We start from the raw sequence: 22,710 nt of genomic DNA, 5'->3' as shown, positions 1-22,710 counted from the left end.
CATCAAACCCTTTTAATCGGCCCTGCTCCATCAGCGCCTGTCCGGTAGTGAGCGTGGTGCGATGTGAGTTAATGAACCCACAACCGTTACAGGTGATGCCCGCCGGGTTGGCAATAATCACCTCAGCTTTATGTCCGGCGACTTCAATCCAGCCATTGAGACGACTGGGATCATGGCTGTTGACCTCGTTAAGAATAACGCTGGCGTCCCCTTTGGCTAACCACGGGTTGCCGGCCACCATGCCGCCGAGTTGCGTCTGGGTGGCCTGATGGCTGTTATTGAGGATCACGCCCTGTTTATCCACATCAAACTGGCGATAGGTATTGTGGGAAACGCCGTCGGCACCCGGTGTTTGGATATTGACCTGCGGCGTGCCGTTAGCGCTGCGAATAATGGTCGGTTGCTGACGTCCCGGGGCCTGTCCGTCGGCCACAATCGCCGCCTGTGCGGTGAGCGAAATCCCGCCAAAGGCTAACAACAATCCAAACCGTAGCGCAGTGAGTCGGCAACGACGCTGCGGTGAAGAGGGGCAACGCGCACGGCGTCCGATGTGTCCCTGTCCGGCCCGCGCTATCTCGGCTACCACCATCCACATCTGGCGAGATTGATTAAAGATAATACGATATAACTGCTTGTTCATGATTTTTACTCCACACAACACTACCCACCGGCAGTTTTGTTATTTGAATTAATACTGCCAATACAGGTTGAATCCGGCCGTGACGGGAGAGGTTTGGAAACCGGCGGGTTTGGACAGCGGGACGCCGACAAACAGGTCATAGCTCACCCCTTTCAGGCTGCCGCGCCAGCCCAGGGCGCTCCCCGCCAGGTGTTTTCCGAGCAGCGCGTCGCTGCCCCGGCCGCCCACTTCGCCATAATCCATTGCCAGATACAGCGACTGCCCTTTCAGCGGGGTTTGCCAGTCCAGTTCGTTGCGGCTGTACCAACCCCGATCAGCGGATAAGGTCAGCTCGCCATCAAAGCCGCGCACCGTCCAGCGACCGCCAATCGAGAAGCGATCCTGGGGCGTCAATGGGCTGGCGCTTATCTGACGCAAATACTGGGTTTGATAAGAAAAGGGCTGAGAAAACAGCGTTAACGGCCCGGCAAGTGTCGCCGAGAATTGGGTGATTTTGGGTAAGGCGGTCCCTTCATTGCGGTACTCTTCCGGCGCAGGTTGTGCGCCAAACCAGCGCATGCCCTGCTGGTAAGTCACCCGGGTATCCAGCGTCGCGCTGCCGATAAAGTGATGATGGGACAGCCCCAGCTTCCAGCCCGCGGTTTCCCGGCGCTGAACATCAACTTCGGTTTTATCAATAAAATTGCGCGAAGTCCGGCGATAAATTTCACCGTTGAGCAGAGTCTTTTGGTCAGCGTTACGATGTAGCACCCGGCTGAGCTGAACCGCCAGGTTTTGACTTTTGCCCCGGTATTGGATCGCCTGATTCAGCCCGGCTATCGTCTGGGTATAATCGTAATGACTGGCTGTCACGCTCGCCATCCAGTAGCCGAAGGGCAGAGAGTAATAGAGCGTGTCATTTTGGCTGCCCTTGCCGGCAGACGCGTGAATATCGCGGCCACCGGAAAGATAAAATAGATCGCTGAGCGCCAGGGGGTTATCCAGAAAAAAGGTGAGTCCGCCCTGATAACGCCCGGTGCTTTTCGAGCCGGTATCATCCAGATAAGTCGCGACTCGCCAGTGCCGGGACTGACGCCAGTCCAGCACAATATCGCTCTCCCCCGGCTGCTCTGCCGGGACAATGTTCATATCCGCCTGCACGGTGGGGAAACGTTGCAGATTTTCTAATCCCTGCTCAATATCCCGTAAATCCAGTAATTTTCCTTCACGTGCGGGAAAGGGGGTTATCCGCTGGATATATTTCCCGCTGTCAGGGGTATAGCGGATATGCCGGATTTTTCCCGGTATCATCACCAGTTTTAGCGTTTGGGTACGCAGATCCTGGGGAGGAACCAGAACCCGGCTGGTGACATAGCCGTGATTAATGAGCTGATCTTGCAACTGGGTTATCAGCCGGCTAATGCCTTTATCGCCCAGGCAATGGTTTTCGCTCTGTTGGGTGACACGCCGGAACGGTAACCAGTGCGGGAAATTTTCGGTGCCTGCCAATGCTACATGAGTGATAGGAAAACACGGGGTTTCCACCGGAAAGGCGGATGACTCCCCCGTTTCCGGTACCGACAGGTGAACCTCCGCAGGCGGCGGGGCTAATTGCGCCTCCAGAGCTTGCTGACGGGCCTGTTGATGAATGAGTTGTTGATCTGCGATATCGGCGGCTTGACTGCCTGAAACCACGCTACAAAAAACCGTTAAGACTACAATACTGCTTTTCATTGACTTTCTATTCCACAATGTCGAAACAGTATTAACCACGAATTTAACTTAACGATCAATATTTATGGTTGATTATCAACCGGGCAACTAAAATAGGGGGTTGGTTAAGATAGCAGCAAAAACAAGAGGTTATATGACAAAGCAAAAAACAGGCCAATGTGATTATTTTATGACTGGATTGTATAAAAAACAGATTAATATTAATCATTTAATAATCAACATTAATAATTTCAAATTAAATTTATTGTTTTATTTTTATTATGTGATGAATATCACATTTATAGTGATTGATTTCAGTATTGAATCACTTGAAATATGACAGTTTTCGTTAATTCTTGATAAAAAATGACCTTTTCTGATTAGGTTGGATGACGACTTTTAGCTCAGTAGGCAGAACTGGCACTAGGCTATTGAGGATTGGGAGATAATCATCAGAAGCAGGTGTTCGTCATTAATAATTCACAGAGTGGAAAAAATCATGAACCTTAAAGAGACAAAGATCGCCAGTGAGGATTTATCTATGCCCGTCTTGCTTTTTCTCAACTGTTCGGCCTGTCATTTGCTCGCTTTTTGAAAAGCGTAAATGATTATTCTATGCGGTATGAAAAGCTTTCTTGACGCTGAAATGGACCTTGATTAATTTAAGGCAGTATTTGTTATCGCGTAAGCGATCGTTAATGTTCCCGTAGTCTGAGAGGAACGCCTTCGGGTGACTGATCTCAATGCCATCATAGCCTGAGAGATGGCGTCTTCGGACGGCAAATCCGTTTATCCTTTGAAAACGGGTATCACTAACAATAGTGATGAAGGTGCAATTTCACAGGCAATTTTCTGACTTGCCAGTATCCTCAAACAATAACCTGCGGGTTGATTTTGCTTTCTACGATTGGCTTGCCTGGGTGGTTTCGTTCAGCAGTCTGGATGACTGTTGTCAGATTCGACAGGTTATTGGATATTTTGCGGACAACGCATTGGGCCCAGAGGAAACCGGCAGCGTCACTTGTTGGCGTGATAACGAAAACCAAGTGACGCTGCCAGCGTACAACCTGCCAAACCACGTAATACAAGCTTTCCCCACGTCTTCTACCGTCTGATCGACACGTAGTACATCGGTCAGGATAGTTTGAAGACTGCCCACTTACCCTAACGTCTTGAGTGAAAAACAATCATGTTGACGTTTTATATTCAGAAGAAGGAGAACAATCGACTCGATATTGATGGCGACGTCAGTGAAAACTGGCGTTGGAGGTAGTCTGACAACGGTCAGGACGGTGTAAACCGCGAACAGCTCAGAGAGCTGGGGTGCCTCGTAAGAACTCAACATTCGCCACCCCGATGCACAGATATCAGTCGAGCCGCAGGAAGCGCAAATCAAACCGTGCCGTTGGGGTTGAGAGATGACATTCAGAATACTGTTTTGTATTGCTTGCCTCCGTCAGGTTGCAAGCGGTGGTGTCGTGTGGGTTAAAAAGGAAATCGTTTGCATGTCAAAGTTGAGTAAACAGTTAGTCACATTGGCCCGTCAGGCTGGCGGCAGTTTTAAAACCGTTTCAGACAGAATGAAAATAGCCAAACGTCTGGCAGAAAGCATAGCGATATTAAATATTCAAATCCGTGATATTAAGAATATGAAAATTAATCATATTGAAAAATATATCGATAGCCGAAAGTCAGAAAATATTTCAAAGCGCACGTTACAAAATGAGATGGCGGCTGTTCGGGCGATATTTGCTATGGCGGGAAGATCTCAATTAGCTAACCCTCATCACGAACGGTTAAGTAATCATGCGCTCGGATTATCTGGTGCCAGCCGGGAGGGGACTAAGATGGCGATTTCGGATGAGCGTTATCACACGACGCTTGTTTTGGTCCAAGGGAAAGATGAAGGGGTAGCTGCGGCTATGCAACTTTCTCGTTATCTGGGACTGCGAACAGAAGAAGCGGTTCAGGCGGCAAAGTCATTAAAAACGTGGGAAAAAGCCTTATTGCGTGGGGATGAAAGAGTGAGGGTGGTGTTTGGTACAAAAGGGGGACGTCCCCGTGACACGACGGTGGTTGATCGGGATAAAATGATCCAGGCAGTCAGGGCGGCAATAAAGTATGCCAATAAAAATCAGGGGCGTTTGATTGATAAGCCGAATTTGCATTCAGCCATTGATCGTTACCGGAATATTGTCAGGGAAGCGGGGTTAACCGGAAAGTCTTCGCCACACAGTTTGCGTTATGCTTATGCTGTTGAGGCCATAAATTATCATTTGTCGAAAGGATTCAGTCGAAAAGAAGCGGAAGCGATGGTTTCAATGGATTTAGGGCATGGGGATGGACGCGGGCATTATGTTGCCCGTGTGTATAATAGACAGGGTGGCCATGATTAATCTGTTTTTGGATTTAGCTTGAATAAGAAAAGTATTCTGTTTAGCATAGATTGGCTTATTTGTTGTTTTTGAACAACTGTCAATGTTCTTGCAGTTTGAGAGGAACGCTTTCGGGTGACTGCTCTTAATGTCAGGGGGTCTGAGACTGACGCTTTCGAGTGACCTGTAATGCCACTGTAGCCTGCAAAGTGGTGCCTTTGGGCGGTACACCCGTTTATCCTTTGAAAACGGGTATCACTCATCAGTGATGAAGGTGCAATTTTACTGACCCAGTGGAGGCGTTTAGTTTCCCGATGGGTGACAATCTTCCTCAGTAATCAGGAGGATTGCTAATAGGAAATATAAAATGCGGCTTTGAGACTCACGAGTCTGCCCGTACAAGCGAACCACGTATAGGAAACCTGTTTGACCCCTGTTGACAGCAGTGATGATAATGACTGCGGTGACTGGCGTCATGAGATTTTCTACCTGCCGGATAAGCGGTTAATACCGTGATACCCATTCTGACTACCACCCTGACGGGGAAGACTTTTCCCTGATACAGGGAGAGTGTTCCTCGTTTTTTTCATTCGAGGAAATATTATGCAAACTTTATCGTTATCAACGGAAATATCGGTGAAATCTGTCCGGTTTGAAGAACTGTTTTCGACACAAAGCTGGCTTGAGGCGTTGTTAAAGAAAATGTTTTTTCGCCGGGCCATTCGGTTATGTCCCGGGTATCAGGGCGATTTCTGGGAGGGCCGTGTTTTGTCAAATGGCATTTTTTATGCCGTTCCGACGTTTCAACAACAATACCGTGTGTTTGTTGAGGATAATGGTTTTGAGGGGATCATGTCAGCGGAGGCTTTTGGCATCACGGTGACGCTATTCTCTCTGTATGAACTGGCAGATTTCAGTGAGCAGGACGACGATATTAAAGCCTTTCATGCTTTGTATGGTTATGCTCGTGGGCATTCAGAAGCTGAAAAAATACTCGCAGCTATTGATTAAATATTATCTGCTTATTCGAACTGAATTTTTATTTAACCCAAGTGAGGTGTGTTTCCCGGGTTGGCGATAACAGGGCCAGTTCCCGTATCTTAAAGGCGTCCTGATAAGGATTGACCTGACGGATTTATTCACTTTGTATGATGTTCTTGACGGACATCTTTTTTCACTTCCCGGGGCTTGTCCCCGTCAAGGGCGGGTTTCCGGTAACAGGAGCTGTTAATGCCTGCTTTTCATTCACCTTCTGATCCGATAATCCTGCCGGCTTCAGAGACATTAACCCCGAAACAACAATCCCTCATCCGCGATTTGATCCGTGATGAATGTGACTACCGTGATCGTGACGCATTCTTCAAACTTTTGAGCGTGATAACGCTGCTTAAATTTGCAGGGATCTTAACGCTGGGTGTGTTGTTACTGGTTTTCCGGTTGTTATGGGGATAAAAGGAGACGAACCATGCTAATGATCTTTGTGACAGTGCTTTGGGGCGTGATTCGCTGGATTTCTTTGTCGTTTTACCATGTGCTGTCCTGGTTGTTACGGCGAAGACCGGTGAGGTTACCGGCAGCTCATGCGCGAAGACTCACGGTGTATGCCGGTAAATGGCAACTTTCTGATGACGCGAAGTCGTGCGGGAGACCGGTGGTGGTCAGAGATAGACACAGCTACAAACCGGGTGTGGAGTTGCTGTATTTCGGTGAGGAGAGTCCGGAGCCGTTTTATGGCGAGCGGTACCTTATCGACGAAACGGAAGCGGTGGATTCGGCGCAACAGATGCTCACGCGTCTGCTGAGACAGCGTAGTTTATCGAAGGCTTATGATGAGGCCGCATAATGGTCAATAAGACGTTGACTGCCGTTACCCGGGCGGTGATGCCGGCCGTGGCGATTGAGGAGCCTGTCTGGCTGCGAATGGTAAGTTATCCGTCTGCGCCAGAATATGAAACAGAACGGTTTCATCAACTGATTTACCAGGCATTCAAAGCCTGGTCGGCAGCCAAGCCGGGAGTCTGTGAGGTGACGTTTGGTTTTTTCTGTTTGCCGCCCGACGGCGACATGAAGGCCCCCTTATGGCAAGCGCTGCGGCTTAAACATGAATCTGATCGGTTGCTGATTGCGTTGGACGCCTAATTTATTGATCACCCTGACGGGGAAACCCGTGAGGGTTAACTCCGTCAGTCATTTTTTTACAACAGGAGTTAACCCTATGAGTACAATGACGACGAAAGAACACATTCGGGAACCGTCTCAGTCTCTGTCAGTGCAGGCGCTGGCTGAACCGGAGATATTCAGAAAAACCCGTAGCCGGTTTAATCAGTGGCTGCAGGCGCAATTCGACAATCACTATCACACGCTGAGAAATCATGGTTACCGCTGTTTTCTTGCTCGCCATCATCCGACCGAGCTTGAGCGTTACGATGAGGCTTGTGAAGCCTTACGGCGTGAGGAATTTCACCGGTTCAGTGAGTTGCAGACGCTGGGGCTGTTCCTGTATCAACAGGTTCAGCTAAAGGAGAAAAAACTCAGGCAGCGTCGTCGCTGGCTGTTGACCGGGATAGCATTGACGTCGCTGGTGACAGGCGTGTGTTTGATGCTTCACGCTTACGAAGTTGACTTGTCAGCAGCTTATCACTGGCTGATCGCGTTACCGGCCAAAATAGCGCATTATTTCATGCGCTAATTATTTATCCCCCGGGGAGAGACGACTCCCTGTGGACGGGTCTCTTCCTTGATTTTAGACAGGAAAGATGATGACCCTTTCTTACCTACCGGATGATATCTGCCGGTTAATAACCCGACGTCTTACAGACAGCCTGGAAAGTGGATGGGCACCCTGGCAGCAGCCCTGGCAAGCGGCCAGTGAGTACGGTTTGCCGCAGCATGCGCTGACCGGACAACCGTTTAGCGGTATCAATGTGCTGTTGCTCTGGCAAACTATGTTGCAGCGGCAGTTGATATCTAACCGCTGGTTAACCGGTGATGAGTTAAGAGCGTTAGGCGGATGGGTGGTCAAAGGTGAAAAACCGACAACCATCGTCCGTTACCAGCCTTCAATGTCGCTGATACGTGTCATTAATCTGGAACAATGTGAAGGACTGCCGACAGAACTTCAACCCGGTTGTCCTTTACCTCCCCGTCCGGCTCCCGGTTTTACCGCTGTTCAGCAACTGGTGACGGCCAGTGGGATCCCGGTGGTTCATCGGTCGGGCATCATGCCCGTTTACCGACCATGGCATGATCGTATTGAGCTGCCTGTCCGGCGGGACTACGTTGAAGATTCACAATACTGGCATGACTTGTTGCATCAACTGGTTTATGCCACTGGCCATCCGTCCCGGTTAAACCGCTTTGGCCTGACAACCCAAAGTGAGTTAGATGAAGCCCGGGAACAATGGGTGACAGCATTGGGCGCGGCGTTTGTGGCGGCATTAACCGGTGTTCGGGGTAACCCAGTATATCCTGATAATACAGTACCCTGGGAACACGCTTTGGGTTCAGATCCGTGGTGGTTATTTCAAGTGGCTAATGATGCCCGCCGTGCTATGGATTATTTGCAAGACCGCAGACAGCAGTTACCGACCCAGGTGGAATTGTGGCAGCAGATGGCTACCGTGTTGCTCAGTGAACACTATGGTTTGCCGCTGAATGACACCATGCTGGAATATGATGAGGTGGTTCAGCGCCATATTGATCAGGGTATCACGCCGCTGATGGCTGTCAGTGCTTTAGCCCGAATATATCACTGGGAACGACATGACCAGCCAGAAGGCAGGTTGTTTCCGGAAGAGTTGGGGCAGGCCAGCGAGGCACTGGCGTTATTCGCCAGCCAGCCATCGTATCTGAACTATGCTCGGATCCCGGTGACAGAACCCGCTGATACTGGCGAACCGGACAGATCATCACATTCTGAATGGTTGTTGTTACCGCCGGTGGCGTCTGACCGTGGTTATGCGGATGAAGATAATGATCCAATTGACGATAACGTTGTGGAACTGCCATTGGCGGCAACTTACCGGGAACCGAATCCACATAAACAGGCTTTTATCAGACTGTTTAACCAGATTGCACCCCATGAAAATCGCTGGCAGGTGTTCTGTGATTTTGTGCATATGGCCGCCTGTTCATTGTATAACGCGCTGTTGCAAAATGAGGAATTTGAAGCGGACTATATGCAGCGGGTTAAACGTTATTCCCGTGAAGATGCATTCCGGCTGAGTCGTTTGCTGAGTGAAGTTATTATGGGACTGGAGTATGAGGTCGGTGATTTTCTGGGGTCTATTTTCATGGCGCTGGAATTAGGTAATGACCAGGCTGGCCAGTATTTTACGCCGTTTCCTGTCAGCCATATGATGGCCAGAATGCAGTTCGCTGAAGGCTTGACGAGGTTGGGATCCGGAGAGCATGAATATATCACGGTGTCTGACCCGGCTTGTGGTGCCGGCGGGATGATTATTGCGATGCATCAGACTCTGCTGGAAGCGGGGTTTAATCCTCAGCAGCAGATGTTGGCGTTTTGTGTCGATATCGACCCGGTTGCCGCGATGATGACGTATATCCAACTGTCGTTGCTGGGTATCCCGGCCGTGGTCACGGCAGGCAATTCACTCACTCATGTCATGTCTCAGCAAATGGTGACGCCAATGTACCATTTAGGCTTCTGGCAGTTCAAACGTCAGCGTCAGGAAGTTGAAGACGAAATAGTGATGCGCAAGGCTGGCTGACATACCTCTTTAATTCAAAGTCACCATTGGGTGGCATCACATTAACCCGATAGGGGATATCCCCTACAGGGGGAACCCCGTCAATCACGAGATTTCCCTTATGTCTTTATTACGTTTTTATATCCGTCATCAATTCGCAGAGCGAATGGGGCTGGAGCTGGATGACGACGCTATTTTCTGTCTGTTTCATGAGAGCCAGGGAGATTACGTCAATACCCATATAAAGTTTACCAAAGAGCTACTTTTGCCCATCATGACTCATCTTTTGGACAGTTTGTCTGAGGATCCGGCAAACCGGGCCAGATGCAGAAATAGTGAGCGTATCCTGACGTTATGGATACGGGGAATGGATGCGATATCTCATGCTTATCAGGATCCGATGCTGATGCCCTATACCCATCCGGAAAGCAGTGGTCGTGTGGATACCCTTATCAGACCCGACACAGCCGTTTTGCTGAATATGTCGGCGGAGGAGTTTCTCCGTCTGACGGCACAGGATAACTTGCCGGAGGAGGAACAAATCACGCTGGAACAGTTCAGTAAAACGCAACAGTACTGGACACGTTTTATGGACTATTTGGATAAGCAGTTGACAGAAACGTGTCTGTATTGTTTTGAACGTTTGGGTCAATTTCTGCGTTACTTACAGGTTGAACCCCGTTTAATACGGCGTTTTTCCTTCGCTATCGGTTACATCGATGTATTAATGGGGCCACAGGATTTGCACAATATTGATGCAGAGGAATTTGAGTCAGGGTATCTCGAAGACTATATCGATGCGGTCTCCGATGGATTTATGACGCCCGTCCAGTTTCGGGTTGATGTGGTATACAAAAATGATCGTGTGATAGAGAGTTTTCGATCAGATGTAGACATTGAAGATGTTAACAACCCAACAGTCAGAGATTATCGGGATGTGGTGGATGAGGCAATCACCTGGGTAGATGAGCAGTTTGTGCTGAAAACCCGTTCAGTGAGTCTGTCTTCGCCAGTACAGAGGCTGGCAGCATAACTAAAATTTAACCCATTGGGGGAAATGTTCCCTCAAGGGGAACGTTTCTCCTCAGGAGAACGACGATGTTACTTTTTAAGGCTAAAGACCTGAAACCCGTGTTGCGGGAAGCGATAGCCCATCAGTGTGACGTGTTGCTGGTCAAAGATCAGGGCATTTATATCATGTCTGATATGGGTACGATGCAAAACGGCAGGCATCTTGTCGCTTATGCTTGCGGTTATCATCCAGAGAAGGACGAAGGCTGGTATGAACGTGCCCGGGAGGCGGTGGGCGGAGATGATTTTGCGGAAAAGCTGGGTTTCTCCGTATTGACACTCAACCGGTTACTGAATGACAAATGTGATCTGAAGGTGACGCTGACAGCCACACAAATTATCACACAATTTTATCCCTGATTGCCGGGATGCCGGCAGTCATTTTCACCCTGACGGGCGTTATTTCCCGTCAGGGGATAACGCCCGTTTTTATTTCGGAGCGTTACTGATGAAAAAGAGTAAGACCAAAACAGCCCCAAAAACTGTCCGCAAGAACAAAGCCGCCCGTCGTCATGGCAGGCGTTTCCGGCCTGATGTGTACCGGGTGATGACGGGCAGGATTATCGCGGCGTTTGGAAAAAGAAGGTGCCCTGATGTACAGGCCACAAAATTGTGGAGACCGGCTGTCCGGCTATAAATAATTCGGATAGGGCTATCTGAAAGCGGGATAGCCTTTTTTCACATCGCTGAACTTATCATCTGCCTGTGGGGGTATTGCCTTCACAGGGTATGCCCTGTTTCAGGTAAAAAAGAGGATTTTCTACTATGCCGAAGTGGTACGCTAATCGTTTGCATATCACGGGTCAACCTGACCAACTGGAGGCTCTGCAACAATGGGGATTGGGAGACGTCATTCCCTATTACGGGCAGGCTATCCATCAAAGTATTAAGCTGTTTGTCGCGGGCTGCGCCGGTCTCCTGCAACCCACTGAAACGACAGATTACCCACTTTATCCGGCGCTGGTAGCGAAAGGAACAGGGGTAGACTCACCGGAAAACCGGGCGTTTGAGCAATGGCTGGCCTTGTTAAAAGATAATGTGGCGCTTGATGAAGTTACCAGCCAACAGATTGACAGGCTATACCAACAAAGTGGTCTGGCCGCGCGAAAATGGGAGACGTTGCTTCCGGCAGCGCAGGAAACCATCATGGCGTTGTTTAACCAAAAGTCCTGCGACTGGTTCGGTCTGGTTGACTGGAATGCAGAACGTGACACGGAAATGCTGTGGTCTCATCTTGATGACAGGCTGACAGAGACAGTTCCTTGTGACTTGTTTCTGCTGATACCGACCCGTCTTGCGAGTGAAATCAATGGATTTTACGGCGGATTGTTAAAGGGTCATGAGACGACTCGCGAGTTGTATATCCGATTGTACGGTATGGCGCAGCCGCGAGGTTATGATATAGCCTGGAAGCACCATGATGATGGCAGTCTGACCGGGCATTTTGACAAAACACCCAGGGAGCCGTGGTATGAAAAAATCATAGTTCCTTTATCCAGGCAATATCACTGCCGTATCACCCATTATTTTAAGGAGGTCTGTGGCTGTTGTGGTTACGACAAATACCGGAATGGGCAGTGGGAAGCGGGTATTATTGATGAACTGGAATTTGGTGAGGAAGATGAGGGCGGTACCCGTAAAGTGGTCGGACCGGACTACATTCTCGGCAATATTTCACCTGACGGTTAGTGCACTGACAATGTTATCCCACAGGGAAATTCCTTATGGTGAATTGACATAAAAAAACAGGTTCAGGTTTGCCTGAGCATCTGATAACACTGCTGCCGGCGGATGTGACGTCGGCGATTTACCCATTGGGGAATATTCCTCTGAGGGGGCGTGTTCCCCTTTTATTCTCAGGAACACGTTTTGTCTGTATTGGTTAATCATAAAAAAGCCTTTATGGCTTTATTGAATGAAACGGCTCGTTACCCTCATCGCTGTCGGGTATTTGGCGATTTAGTCTGCATAATGCTGTTCGCCCAGACCGTAAGTTGGAACAACAGTATTTGCAAATTATAAAACATTATGAATCGGAAGATGTGAGCCGGTTATCTCAATGGACGGCAAGCATCTTAAACAATTTTTTTACCCCCTGGCCCGTCAGCCTGGCAAGGGCAGAAATGCAGTTGAGTGACATCGGGCCACGTTTAACGAAGCAACCTTTTTTCACCTTATACGAACCGGTTTGTGGTTCGGGTTGTATGGTCATTGAGATGGCGGAAATATTGAAAACGTCGGGTTATAACCCTACCCGGCGCGGCGAGCTGGTGATAGGTAATGCGCTGACAAATGAACGTCATCGGGTCATGTATACTCCGGTACACTGGCTGGGGAACTGGTCGTGTCGTCTCAGGAAAAATCGTCAGCAGCATGAAGTTCAAACGGTTTGAGACATTAGATTAAGCCAATTCCGGCTCTTGGGCCGGAGTTTTATCCAACAGGATGGAGATGAAAAATAAATCGATTGAAGTTGTTTTGTTTATCCCTGACACGTTTTGGTCTGAACCGGCAGTGCTTCCCAGATGCACTGGACACATTCTATTTCCCTTAATCCTTTCTTGCATGAGCCGCCATGTGCCTTTTGTACTTATCATGACTGATTCAACGAAATAACCGGATACACGCTGCGTTTACCCGTGACGGAATTGGAAACGTTTGAATCATTGCGTGCGGTTTTCATCGATTAATTTTTATTCCTGGAAAAGAGTTTTGCCTTGTCCCTGTCAGAGGATGTATTAGGGTTTTGGGAAAAGAGAGGAGATTAATCGTGTTGAAAAAAATTAGAGTCCTGCTGGCGGGAACCTCCGCAGGAAAAAAGTCACTTCCACAACCCACCTCCATCCCAGAAACGGTCAAAGCAGGCTACTTTTTGCCGTCTGAGTCCAGGCTCTTGCTGGATATTTCCCGGCGACGGCAGTGTTTACAGTGTCTGTGGGACAACAGTGCATTACCTAAAACACACTATCAGGCATTGTGGCTGGCCCCGTTACATGAGTGTGTTGCATTGATGCAACAACTTCCGGCAGCGCCGCAGGGGCCTTATGCCCACCCAGGCGGTTTGATTGATGTGACTCTGCAATGTACTGCGTTTGCGGTACGTCTGGCAAAAGGGCAGATGTTACCGCCGGGGGTGGCCCCTGAGACGCAGGCAGAACAAAGTGTGATATGGAACACGGTGGTGTTTTACGCTGCGTTATTTCATTTTTTACCTGTTTTGGCAAAGTTTGAGGGCGAACTGGATGAAGGCCAACCTTGGTACCCAGGGCTGGCTGTGCCGCAGGGGTCGTATCGTTTCCGGTTCAAAACTTCCTCAGTGGAGACGATGGTTGCCTGTCATTTTGGGGTGTTACTCGCCGGACGATTGCTGCCGGCTAAGGCGTTGACCTGGCTGGCGTCAGTACCTCATGCTTTGCCTGCGCTGTTCTGTATTTTATCCGGTGACATGAAGGAAGATGACGCAATCAATCAGATAATTATAGAAGCTTTGAATAAAGCGGGTGCACCGACAATATCAGAAATATTCTCTGTCACGGTAGCATCCCCGCAAATGATTGTTTCAGGAAATCCCGATGTTTCTGCTACGCCTTTATCAACCGCAATGGACAGTGTTCTGCCTTCTCAGAGACGACAGGAAGGTAACCCGATGACTAAAATTGTTTCATCAGTCGTGAAGCCTGTTGATGAGAGCTCTTCTGCCGTCATGACAGTCGCGCCGGAGAAGGGGGTACCGGTGGATGGGAGCACGCAACAGCTATTGTCATTAATGGGGATGAATGTCGCGGGCACAGTGACAGAACAGGTTATGGCGAGTGAAGCAGAAATTGTACCGCCAGACACGCCGGTGCCTTTACAACACTCGGTTCAGGCAACATTGCAGAACGAAAATGCGATTGAGACATCCTGTATTGGAGAGCAATTCTGGGACTGGTTGTCCGCTGGATTAAGGCATGGGGTGATGACCATTAATACGCCGAAAGCCCGGATACATCTGGTCAGTGGTTTTGTGTTTGTGAGTGCGCCGGCCATTTTCTTCCAGTTTCTCAGTGAGAAGAAACAGGTGGATGGCAAAGAGGTTAGCGAAAAATGGAAACGGGTACAAACCGCATTTGAGCGGTTGGGACGACATCGAGTCAGTGGTGGAAAGTGTTTTTGTTGTTGTCATCTTTATGATTCGGCTGATCGGACTGGCTCCTATCAACGTATTCATGGCTACTTAATCAAAAACACGTTGCTTTATCGTGACCGTTCTGTACCAGAGGATAGCCCTTTTCTCATGATTTCATGAGAAAGCATCTTTAATAACAATATGTTATAATAACCATGCGTTATTTTTCGCGCCCCGCAATGGGTTTTTAAATTGATGAAGTGAGGAAGTAGAGATGGACAGTATGACCTGGGATAACCTGCTGGATGAATATTTTTTTGCCAAAATCTTGCGACCGGCTACTGAGTCGAGTTATCGCAAGGTGGTGAATACATTCCAGGTGTTTGCAGGTGCCGACAATCGGCCTGCTCAAGTGACCCGACAACAGGTCCTGGCGTGGCGCAGATATGTGCTGCATCAGCACGGACTGAAAGGTGTGACCTGGAACAGTAAGATTGCGCATATGCAGGCGGTGTTTAATTTGGCGATAGAAGAAAAAATACTGCCCCAGGAGGAAAATCCATTTATTGGCGTCAAGGTCAATGCGAACAAAAATAAAAAGAAAACATTGACCAAAAAACAACTGACAGCCTTGTATCTCACGATGGGGCAATTTGAAGAGCGGGAGCGACAGGCAGGGGATAGCCATCGTGCCCGCTGTGCATTATATCCGACCTGGTACTGGCTGACGGTACTGGATACATTGCGTTATACCGGGATGCGGCAAAATCAGTTATTACATATCCGACTCCGGGATATTGACCTGCATGAGCGCCGGATTATTCTTTGCTCCGAGGGGAGTAAGAACCATTATGAACACCAGGTGCCGGTGGTGAAATGGCTGTATCCGCGACTGGAGATTTTGCTGGAGCGTGCTCAGGCTGCTGGGGCAAAACTGAATGATCCCCTGTTCTGTGTGAATTATTTTACCGCCAAAACAGACAAAGGAAACGAAACCAATCAGTTACAGACGATAAAATCATTCTTTCGTCGCTTGTCAAAGGAGTGTGGATTTGATGTGGGCCCACACCGTTTCCGGCATACCCTGGCAACTGAACTGATGAAAGCGCCTGATCGTAATTTGCAAATGGTGCGCGGATTACTGGGCCATCGCAGTATTGCCACAACGATGGAATATATTGATATCAATCTGGATATTGCCGGGCGTGCGTTGGAGCGTGAATTAATGCTGTATATCGATGTTGAGCCAGAGAGAGGAGAAATGTTAATCAGATAAAACAAAATCTCTTCGCTGTTGCCTAGACTTGTTTTTTCTATACAAATTCCCTATTGTGAGATAGGGAATTTTTTGAACTGATACAAATCACTTATAATTAACTTTCTTCTGATCAATGAGGAAGGTTGAATGACTAACATACAACATCGTGTTAATTCATTAATTTTGATTTGGATGGTTTGACAGTTGCAATAGAACTTGTAAGTATTGCGCTAAAAAGAAAAAAAGGACGTCTGATCTCTCAGATATCCTGAATCTAGAACCTTTATACTTTATATCTAAGCGATGCAAGATTAAGTCAACTGTAACGATATACTTAGGTCCCAGTATCGAACGCCCGTCGAGCTTTCATCTCTCAATCAACGCGCTTTGAAGTGGTGCCCGGAGGCGGAATCGAACCACCGACACGAGGATTTTCAATCCTCTGCTCTACCGACTGAGCTATCCGGGCAACGGGGCGCATTAAACCGTATTCAGCCTAAGTCGTCAATGCCTTTCTGATAAAAAATGATAAAAGCTGATTGTTTGCTCTCTTTTTGCCCGGAATTTGTGTGGTTGTTCATCTTAGGCTGATTTTTGTTAACTTAACGCGCCATTTTTGCGGCATAAGGCAATCGCTAAAACATCTTCTGCCAGCAGTTTTGCCGTAGCGATGTCATCAATATCCCGTTTGACCAGTAGCTTACTTAGGCAACCTTCCAGAATCAGTTCCATCTGTTTAGCAACGAGTTCGCAATCTTCAATATCCAGTTGATGTAGTAGCTCGGTGGTGTAACGGGAAGAACTCTGTTTTTGTAATTCAGCTAATTGATGAATAGGGTGGTCAGGTTCAGGGAATGCGCTACAGGCCGCGATAAATAGGCAGCCTGGGTAGCGTTTCTCTTTTACTTTTTCATCAAGGGCTGTATAACGAGCCAATAGCTTCTCTTCTGGTGTCAGATTTTCATCCAGTAATATTTGTCGCTGCCAGACTTCAATCTGTTGGCTGTGATAACGTAGGCTGTCATAAAGCAGAGCTTCCCGATCAGGCCAGAACTGCTTGAGATATTCGATATCCATGTTAAGCGAGCCAAAAAGTATCTCAGTTGTGATGGATAAGCCATGTTGCTCCAGTAAGTTTAAGGCATGACTAAGAACTTGTTCTCGTTGCACGGTGTTCTCCTTCTGAATCATTTTGGCAGATGTTGCAAATGTTCGTTAAAGCGGGTTGCATCCATAAAACCATTTACCCGTGAATCGGGGATCTCTTTTCCTTGGGAATCAAAAAACAGAATAGTCGGTAATCCCCGAACGCTAAGTTTTTCTAACAGTTGTTTCTGTTGCGGGCTGTTATTGGTGACATTGGCCTGTAACAGTAAGGTATCCCGCAGTTGTGACTGAACTTGTGGATCGCTGAAAGTGTATTTTTCAAATTCTTTACAAGCAGTACACCAGTCAGCATAGAAATCAAGCATAATGGTTTTATGGCTGTTTTGTGTCATTATTTGTTCTAATTCCTGCCAGTTATTTATCTGGCGGAAGTTGAGGCTGTGTTGCGACTGTTGGGTAACTGTTGTACCCCAAAACCAATCCTGCAATGGACGGGTGGCTATCAGCATCAGAATTAACAATATCAGTTGTATGACTCGTACCCAACCGTTTTGGCTTCTAATCGTCAGAGCAAATCCCCATCCTAGGAAACTGACCGCCAGCAGGCTCCATAATCGTATTCCCCAGCTATCACCGATAACTCTTTCCAGCAGGAAAACGGGTAGCGCGAGGATAATGAAGCCAAAAGCTTCTTTAACATACTGCATCCAAGGCCCACTGCGTGGCAGGAGTTTATGACCAAACAGGGTGACGGCAATGAGCGGTAATCCCATGCCCAAAGCGTAAAGATAAAGGGTTAGGCCACCTGCCACGGTATTACCACTTTGAGCAATGTAGAGCAAAATAGCGCTTAAAGGCGCGGTAGTACAAGGAGAGCAAATTAATCCCGCTAACGCACCCATAGCGAATACACCGAAAAGCGAACCGCTTTTTTGCTGGTTACTCCAGTTGACTAAGCGTGTTTGAACAGTGGAAGGCAGTTGCAGAGAATAGAGGCCGAACATCGACAGTGACAGCAGAATAAACAATACTGATATGCCAATCAGCACATATGGATGTTGCAGTGCGGCCTGAAATTGTAGGCCCGCAGCCGCTACAATCAATCCAAGTAGTGTGTAGGTGATTGCCATGCCTTGAACATAGCTTAGCGCTAACCAAAATATCTGTTTTAGGTTCTTAGGGCGTTGGCTGCCAAGAATAATGCTGGAAATCAATGGGTACATCGGTAGTACGCAAGGTGTAAAGGCGATACCGATGCCAATCAGGATTGCCCAGAGTGGTGAGAAAGGTAAATATTGTTGATCATTGGATGCGCTTTCTGGTGTTTTCTGAACAGGTTCAGTAGGTGTTGCGTCAGTTGTTTTTGCTGGGATAACTGCACTCAATGGCACAAGGCGGGTTTCAGGTGGATAGCAATATCCTGCGGCGGCACAGCCTTGATAAGTGACAACGATATTAGAATTGTTGTTCGCCTCTGTAACAGGAACATTGACGATGAGTTGTTGGAAATAAACTTCAGTTTCACCAAAGAACTCATCTCGATGAGCTGTACCTTGTGGCAACGTGATTTTACCCAGTGTGGCCTGTTGCGGCTCAATATGAAGTTGTTTGCGATAAAGGTAATACCCCGGTTTGATCTGCCAGTCCAACGTCAATTTGTCGCCTTTTTGCTGAAAATCAAACATGAATGCCTGATCTACTGGCAAATATGGATTTTGCCCCGGTTGCTCAAACAGCGCGTTCGCTGCTATTGGGGTAAAGAGGGTGCTGCAAAGCAGCAAAAATAGCATCAGAGTACGTTTAATCATAAAGATAATGATCGCTAATTAAATGAAATAGATTCAGCACTATAACCGAAGGCTGTCAGACCAGAAAGTGTTCTGGTTAAGATTAAAACAGTTGTCGAAGGTTTTCAGAGAAAATATATCGTTTGAGAGAGGGGAATCAGGGGCGATATACGCCCCAGGATTAAGTGGTTATTGGCAGCCAGAATTAGAGGATCATACTGCCGAATAGGAAACCGAAGGCAACAGCTAGAGCAACCCCGATGGTTCCAGGGATAAAGAATGGATGATTAAATACAAAACGGCCGATACGGGTAGTGCCGGTGTCATCCATCTGAACTGCGGCAACCAAGGTTGGATAAGTAGGCAGAATAAACAGCCCAGAAACCGCGGAGAAAGAGGCGATGGCTGTCAATGGCGTGACGTTCAGAGCCAAAGCCATCGGCATCAATGCTTTTGCGGTTGCCGCCTGGGAATAGAGTAGGGCGGAACAGAAGAAGAAAATAATTGCTAGCAACCAGGGTTGAGAGTGGATTAAGTCTCCAGCAGTACCTTTAATCCAATCCATATGCGCCTGTACAAAAGTATCTCCTAACCATGCAACACCTAGAATACAGATACATGCGCTCATACCCGCTTTAAAGGTACTGGAGTTTAGGATAGCGTCAGTATCAACTGAACAGAACATCGTCGTGATAGTTGCGATACTCAACATAATGATCAGAATGGCGTGAGTGGTGTTCATCAGCGGTTCTTCAACCAGGCCGATGCTTGGGCTATTGACGATAGCATAAATAACAACACTGATAACACCTGACAGGAATAACAGAACGGAAGTTTTGGCCTTTGGTTTAACTTCAATTTGTTTGCTGCCACGCAGAGTTATCAGGTTATCTTCCAGACGTTTTAAGTAAACGGGGTCATCAGACAGCTTGGAATTAAACGCCCAGGAGATGATGACAGACATCAGAACGATAGCGGCGAAAGTGGATGGTAATAGCACCATTAACAGATGGATATAGCTGACGCCGTGGCCTTCCATCAGAGAAGACATATAAACGACCGCCGCGGAAATGGGTGAAGCGGTGATGCCAATTTGGGCCGCGACAACCGCCGTGGAAAGTGGGCGGCATGGCTTAATGCCTTGCTCTTTCGCAACTTCAGTAATCACAGGCAGGGCTGACAGAGAGATGTTACCTGTACCTGCAAACAGTGTCAGGAAATAGGTAACGATAGGTGCGAGTATCGTGATGTATTTTGGATTTTTACGCAGCAGTTTTTCAGTTTGCTGAACCAGATAATCCAGACCACCGGCAACCTGCATTGCAGAGATAGCGGCGATAACTGCCATAATGATGGAAATAACATCGAATGGGATATGCCCTGGTTTAACGCCAATTACAGCCAGCACCAGAACGCCAAGACCACCGGCAAATCCAATGCCAATTCCCCCTAATCTTGCACCCAGGAAGATGGCCAGCAGAACGATAATCAATTCTACGGCTAACATAATAGTGACTCCTTGAAATAATTAAAAATTTGAAAATTTTAGGTTAATACTTTGTGCATGTAGGGAAGTAAAAAGGCACGCTATCCAGTTGGAGTCGCGTGCCTTATTGCTAAGAGCTATTTTTTATTATATTCAACAACTTAATCGTCAAAACGTTTTGCCTTATAAGACGGGCATTTTAGGTTCTCTACCGAGAAAATGTCATCCAATTGAGATTCGGTCAGCAGTCCTCGTTCCAGCACGACTTCACGAACACTCTTACCAGTTTCGGCACAAATCTTACCAACGATGTCGCCATTGTGGTGGCCGATGAATGGGTTCAGATATGTGACAATACCGATCGAGTTGAATACGAAGCTTTCGCAAACTTCTTTGTTAGCCGTGATGCCATTAACGCATTTTTCTACCAGGTTGCAGCAAGCGTTGCTTAGCAGGGAGATAGATTCAAACATCGCCTGACCGATAGCAGGTTCCATTACATTGAGCTGTAACTGGCCTGCTTCGGATGCCATAGTAACACAAATATCGTTACCAATAACTTTGAAGCAAACCTGATTTACAACTTCTGGAATAACCGGGTTCACTTTTGCCGGCATAATAGAAGAGCCTGCCTGTAATTCTGGTAGGTTGATTTCATTCAGGCCAGCACGAGGGCCAGAAGAAAGCAAACGCAGGTCATTGCAGATTTTAGACAGTTTGACAGCCAGGCGCTTCAGAGCACCGTGGACCATAACATAAGCCCCACAGTCAGAGGTTGCTTCAATCAGGTCTTCGGCTGGTATGCAAGGTAGACCTGAAACTTCAGCCAGTTTTTCAACCGCCAATTTCTGATAACCTGGTGCTGTATTCAAGCCAGTACCGATAGCGGTAGCACCAAGGTTAACTTCCAGCAGTAATTCAGAGGTTCGGTTTAGGTTTTTAACTTCCTCTTTCAGTAGGATAGAGAATGCGTTGAATTCCTGCCCCAGTGTCATAGGAACAGCATCCTGTAACTGGGTACGACCCATTTTTAGGATATCGCTGAACTCTCTGGATTTTTTATCGAAGCCCGCAATTAACAGTTCAATAGACTCGATCAGCTTCAGGATGGAGTTATAAACTGCGATACGAAAACCAGTTGGATAGGCGTCGTTAGTTGATTGGCTTTTATTCAAATGGTCATTGGGATTCAGGTACTCATATTCGCCTTTTTTATGGCCTAACAGTTCCAGACCAATATTTGCCAGAACCTCATTGGTATTCATGTTGAGTGAAGTACCGGCACCACCCTGAAACACATCGACTGGAAACTGATCCATGTATTTGCCGGTATAGAGCACTTCGTCACATGCTTTGATGATGATGTCTGCAACTTTTTTAGGAATAGTTTGCAGTTCTTTGTTAGCTAAGGCTGCTGCTTTTTTTACCATCACCATGCCACGGATAAATTCGGGTACATCATTAATGGTGTTGTTACTGATATGGAAGTTTTCAATCGCACGTAAGGTGTGAATACCATAATAGGCTTCAGCAGGGACTTCTCGTTTACCTAACAGGTCTTCTTCGATACGAATGTTGTTTGACATGAGAACCTTCTTATTAGATGACGTTTTTACTGTCTAATTATGTGTTCATTAAATCATTATGTTGCCAACTGCAATAGTTATGATATGAACTTTTTATCACCGGATTGCCGGCGTGATCATATGCTGGTTAGCAATAAATGCATTGAATCTGGATCACTTTATAGTGGTATTTGTTTAGTCTGATTTGATATATGTGATATTTGTCACAATTACGTGTCTAATTAGCAAAATTTTCAGAGGATTGAAAACGATAACTGTGACCCCAATTATATCTTTAATAAACTAAAAAACATTAATTTGGTTGTCCCTTGGATTTTGTTGATATGATTTATTCAGGATACAACCCGTTCATCCAAATCAATTGAAGGAGCACCAAGTGCGTTGGTTGCCATTTATCCTGATATTTCTGCTTGTCTACATCGAGTCAACCTTATTTGTGCGTGTTGCCGCTGAACTAGGTGTGCTGTTTACTCTGTTACTGGTGTTGTTTACTTCTTGTGTCGGTATCTCTTTGGTTCGCAGTCAGGGCGTAAAGAATTTTCTCCAGATCCAGCAGAAACTGGTTAACGGCGAGAGTCCGGCAGCAGAAATGATAAAAAGCGTCTCTCTTTTGCTGGCGGGTTTCCTGTTACTCCTTCCAGGTTTTTTTACGGATTTCCTTGGATTGCTGTTGTTACTGCCGGCGGTTCAAAAAACATTAGTGATGAAACTGATGCCGCATATCAATTTCTATCGTCCTCATAATAGCGGTGGGTTTAGGCGGGATAGTAATACGTTCGAGGGTGAATACGAGCGTAAGCAGGATGACCCCTCCCGTACGTTGAAAGATAGTAAACCCGATGATGACGAACATAAGCCTCATTGATAAGCGGTCATTTTCTGAATGTTTAG

The 22,710-nt window shown here is 47.3% G+C and carries 23 protein-coding genes and 1 tRNA gene; 16 read left to right on the top strand and 8 right to left on the bottom strand.

All coding sequences use genetic code 11. The features are described from left to right. Both EAE91_RS17105 and EAE91_RS17100 read right to left on the bottom strand, forming a co-directional pair. Positions 1–640 (bottom strand): two-partner secretion domain-containing protein (locus EAE91_RS17105; RefSeq protein ID WP_214089536.1); only part of this gene is annotated, 640 nt, incomplete at its 3' end. 48 nt (positions 641–688) lie between these two features. Continuing rightward, the gene (locus tag EAE91_RS17100) at positions 689–2,353 is read right to left on the bottom strand and encodes a ShlB/FhaC/HecB family hemolysin secretion/activation protein (RefSeq protein WP_214089535.1); all 1,665 of its coding nucleotides are present in this window, start codon (positions 2,351–2,353) and stop codon (positions 689–691) included. A gap of 836 nt (positions 2,354–3,189) precedes the next feature. Here EAE91_RS17100 and EAE91_RS17095 point away from each other — a divergent pair. The 12 genes from EAE91_RS17095 (at position 3,190) to EAE91_RS17040 (ending at position 12,176) form a co-directional block, all read left to right on the top strand. Beyond that, positions 3,190–3,447 carry a hypothetical protein gene (locus EAE91_RS17095; RefSeq protein ID WP_214089534.1) on the top strand — a complete coding sequence of 86 codons (258 nt, stop codon included), beginning with the start codon at positions 3,190–3,192 and terminating at the stop codon, positions 3,445–3,447. A 390-nt stretch (positions 3,448–3,837) separates the two neighbouring features. Further along, positions 3,838–4,728: an integrase domain-containing protein gene (locus EAE91_RS17090; RefSeq protein WP_214089539.1), complete on the top strand. Its 891-nt coding sequence runs from the start codon at positions 3,838–3,840 to the stop codon at positions 4,726–4,728. Positions 4,729–5,310: 582 nt separating this feature from the next. After that, positions 5,311–5,718 carry an antirestriction protein gene (locus tag EAE91_RS17085; protein WP_051560679.1) on the top strand — a complete coding sequence of 136 codons (408 nt, stop codon included), beginning with the start codon at positions 5,311–5,313 and terminating at the stop codon, positions 5,716–5,718. A 219-nt stretch (positions 5,719–5,937) separates the two neighbouring features. Beyond that, positions 5,938–6,159, top strand: a complete 222-nt coding sequence (locus EAE91_RS17080) for a hypothetical protein (protein WP_046975209.1) — start codon at positions 5,938–5,940, stop codon at positions 6,157–6,159. A gap of 13 nt (positions 6,160–6,172) precedes the next feature. Continuing rightward, positions 6,173–6,550, top strand: a complete 378-nt coding sequence (locus EAE91_RS17075) for a hypothetical protein (protein ID WP_214089533.1) — start codon at positions 6,173–6,175, stop codon at positions 6,548–6,550. A gap of 38 nt (positions 6,551–6,588) precedes the next feature. Continuing rightward, positions 6,589–6,846: a hypothetical protein gene (locus EAE91_RS17070; protein WP_244868897.1), complete on the top strand. Its 258-nt coding sequence runs from the start codon at positions 6,589–6,591 to the stop codon at positions 6,844–6,846. A 76-nt stretch (positions 6,847–6,922) separates the two neighbouring features. Further along, positions 6,923–7,396: a hypothetical protein gene (locus tag EAE91_RS17065; protein WP_214089531.1), complete on the top strand. Its 474-nt coding sequence runs from the start codon at positions 6,923–6,925 to the stop codon at positions 7,394–7,396. Positions 7,397–7,466: 70 nt separating this feature from the next. Next, positions 7,467–9,437: an ArdC-like ssDNA-binding domain-containing protein gene (locus tag EAE91_RS17060; RefSeq protein WP_244868896.1), complete on the top strand. Its 1,971-nt coding sequence runs from the start codon at positions 7,467–7,469 to the stop codon at positions 9,435–9,437. 100 nt (positions 9,438–9,537) lie between these two features. Beyond that, positions 9,538–10,449, top strand: a complete 912-nt coding sequence (locus EAE91_RS17055) for a hypothetical protein (protein WP_214089529.1) — start codon at positions 9,538–9,540, stop codon at positions 10,447–10,449. A gap of 65 nt (positions 10,450–10,514) precedes the next feature. Continuing rightward, positions 10,515–10,847, top strand: a complete 333-nt coding sequence (locus EAE91_RS17050; protein WP_065391120.1) for a DUF3085 domain-containing protein — start codon at positions 10,515–10,517, stop codon at positions 10,845–10,847. Between the two features lie 88 nt (positions 10,848–10,935). Beyond that, a complete protein-coding gene (locus EAE91_RS17045; protein ID WP_214089528.1) occupies positions 10,936–11,124 on the top strand; it encodes a hypothetical protein in 189 nt (62 codons plus the stop codon). A gap of 128 nt (positions 11,125–11,252) precedes the next feature. Continuing rightward, positions 11,253–12,176 (top strand): DUF1281 domain-containing protein, encoded by a 924-nt coding sequence (locus EAE91_RS17040; protein WP_214089527.1) that lies wholly within the window; start codon positions 11,253–11,255, stop codon positions 12,174–12,176. A 33-nt stretch (positions 12,177–12,209) separates the two neighbouring features. Here the strand turns inward: EAE91_RS17040 and EAE91_RS17035 are convergent, their stop codons facing one another. Further along, positions 12,210–12,377, bottom strand: a complete 168-nt coding sequence (locus EAE91_RS17035) for a hypothetical protein (protein WP_214089526.1) — start codon at positions 12,375–12,377, stop codon at positions 12,210–12,212. Between the two features lie 119 nt (positions 12,378–12,496). Between EAE91_RS17035 and EAE91_RS17030 the strand changes: the two genes are divergently transcribed. The 3 genes from EAE91_RS17030 (at position 12,497) to EAE91_RS17020 (ending at position 15,871) form a co-directional block, all read left to right on the top strand. After that, positions 12,497–12,880, top strand: coding sequence for a hypothetical protein (locus EAE91_RS17030; protein WP_214089525.1), 384 nt, complete (start codon positions 12,497–12,499; stop codon positions 12,878–12,880). A 377-nt stretch (positions 12,881–13,257) separates the two neighbouring features. After that, positions 13,258–14,775 carry a conjugal transfer nickase/helicase domain-containing protein gene (locus tag EAE91_RS17025; RefSeq protein WP_247983004.1) on the top strand — a complete coding sequence of 506 codons (1,518 nt, stop codon included), beginning with the start codon at positions 13,258–13,260 and terminating at the stop codon, positions 14,773–14,775. A 94-nt stretch (positions 14,776–14,869) separates the two neighbouring features. Next, positions 14,870–15,871, top strand: a complete 1,002-nt coding sequence (locus EAE91_RS17020; RefSeq protein WP_214089523.1) for a tyrosine-type recombinase/integrase — start codon at positions 14,870–14,872, stop codon at positions 15,869–15,871. A gap of 375 nt (positions 15,872–16,246) precedes the next feature. Here EAE91_RS17020 and EAE91_RS17015 read toward each other — a convergent pair. From EAE91_RS17015 to aspA, 5 genes are all read right to left on the bottom strand, one after another. Continuing rightward, a tRNA-Phe gene (locus tag EAE91_RS17015) sits at positions 16,247–16,322 on the bottom strand. A gap of 128 nt (positions 16,323–16,450) precedes the next feature. Continuing rightward, positions 16,451–17,023 (bottom strand): division control transcriptional repressor DicD, encoded by a 573-nt coding sequence (dicD, locus tag EAE91_RS17010; protein ID WP_214089522.1) that lies wholly within the window; start codon positions 17,021–17,023, stop codon positions 16,451–16,453. A 17-nt stretch (positions 17,024–17,040) separates the two neighbouring features. Beyond that, a complete protein-coding gene (locus tag EAE91_RS17005) occupies positions 17,041–18,768 on the bottom strand; it encodes a protein-disulfide reductase DsbD (RefSeq protein ID WP_214089521.1) in 1,728 nt (575 codons plus the stop codon). A 184-nt stretch (positions 18,769–18,952) separates the two neighbouring features. Continuing rightward, entirely contained in the window at positions 18,953–20,254 is a 1,302-nt protein-coding gene (locus tag EAE91_RS17000; RefSeq protein ID WP_214089520.1) for an anaerobic C4-dicarboxylate transporter, read from the bottom strand. A 140-nt stretch (positions 20,255–20,394) separates the two neighbouring features. Further along, a complete protein-coding gene (gene aspA, locus EAE91_RS16995; RefSeq protein WP_214089519.1) occupies positions 20,395–21,819 on the bottom strand; it encodes an aspartate ammonia-lyase in 1,425 nt (474 codons plus the stop codon). A 376-nt stretch (positions 21,820–22,195) separates the two neighbouring features. Between aspA and EAE91_RS16990 the strand changes: the two genes are divergently transcribed. Then, positions 22,196–22,684 (top strand): FxsA family protein, encoded by a 489-nt coding sequence (locus EAE91_RS16990; RefSeq protein ID WP_214089518.1) that lies wholly within the window; start codon positions 22,196–22,198, stop codon positions 22,682–22,684. The last annotated feature ends 26 nt before the right edge of the window (positions 22,685–22,710 follow it).

The sequence above is a fragment of the Photorhabdus noenieputensis genome (assembly GCF_018448935.1).
GTDB lineage: Bacteria > Pseudomonadota > Gammaproteobacteria > Enterobacterales > Enterobacteriaceae > Photorhabdus > Photorhabdus noenieputensis.
Note: the sequence above shows the minus strand (reverse complement) of the source record. Positions and strands in the feature narration are given on the sequence as shown.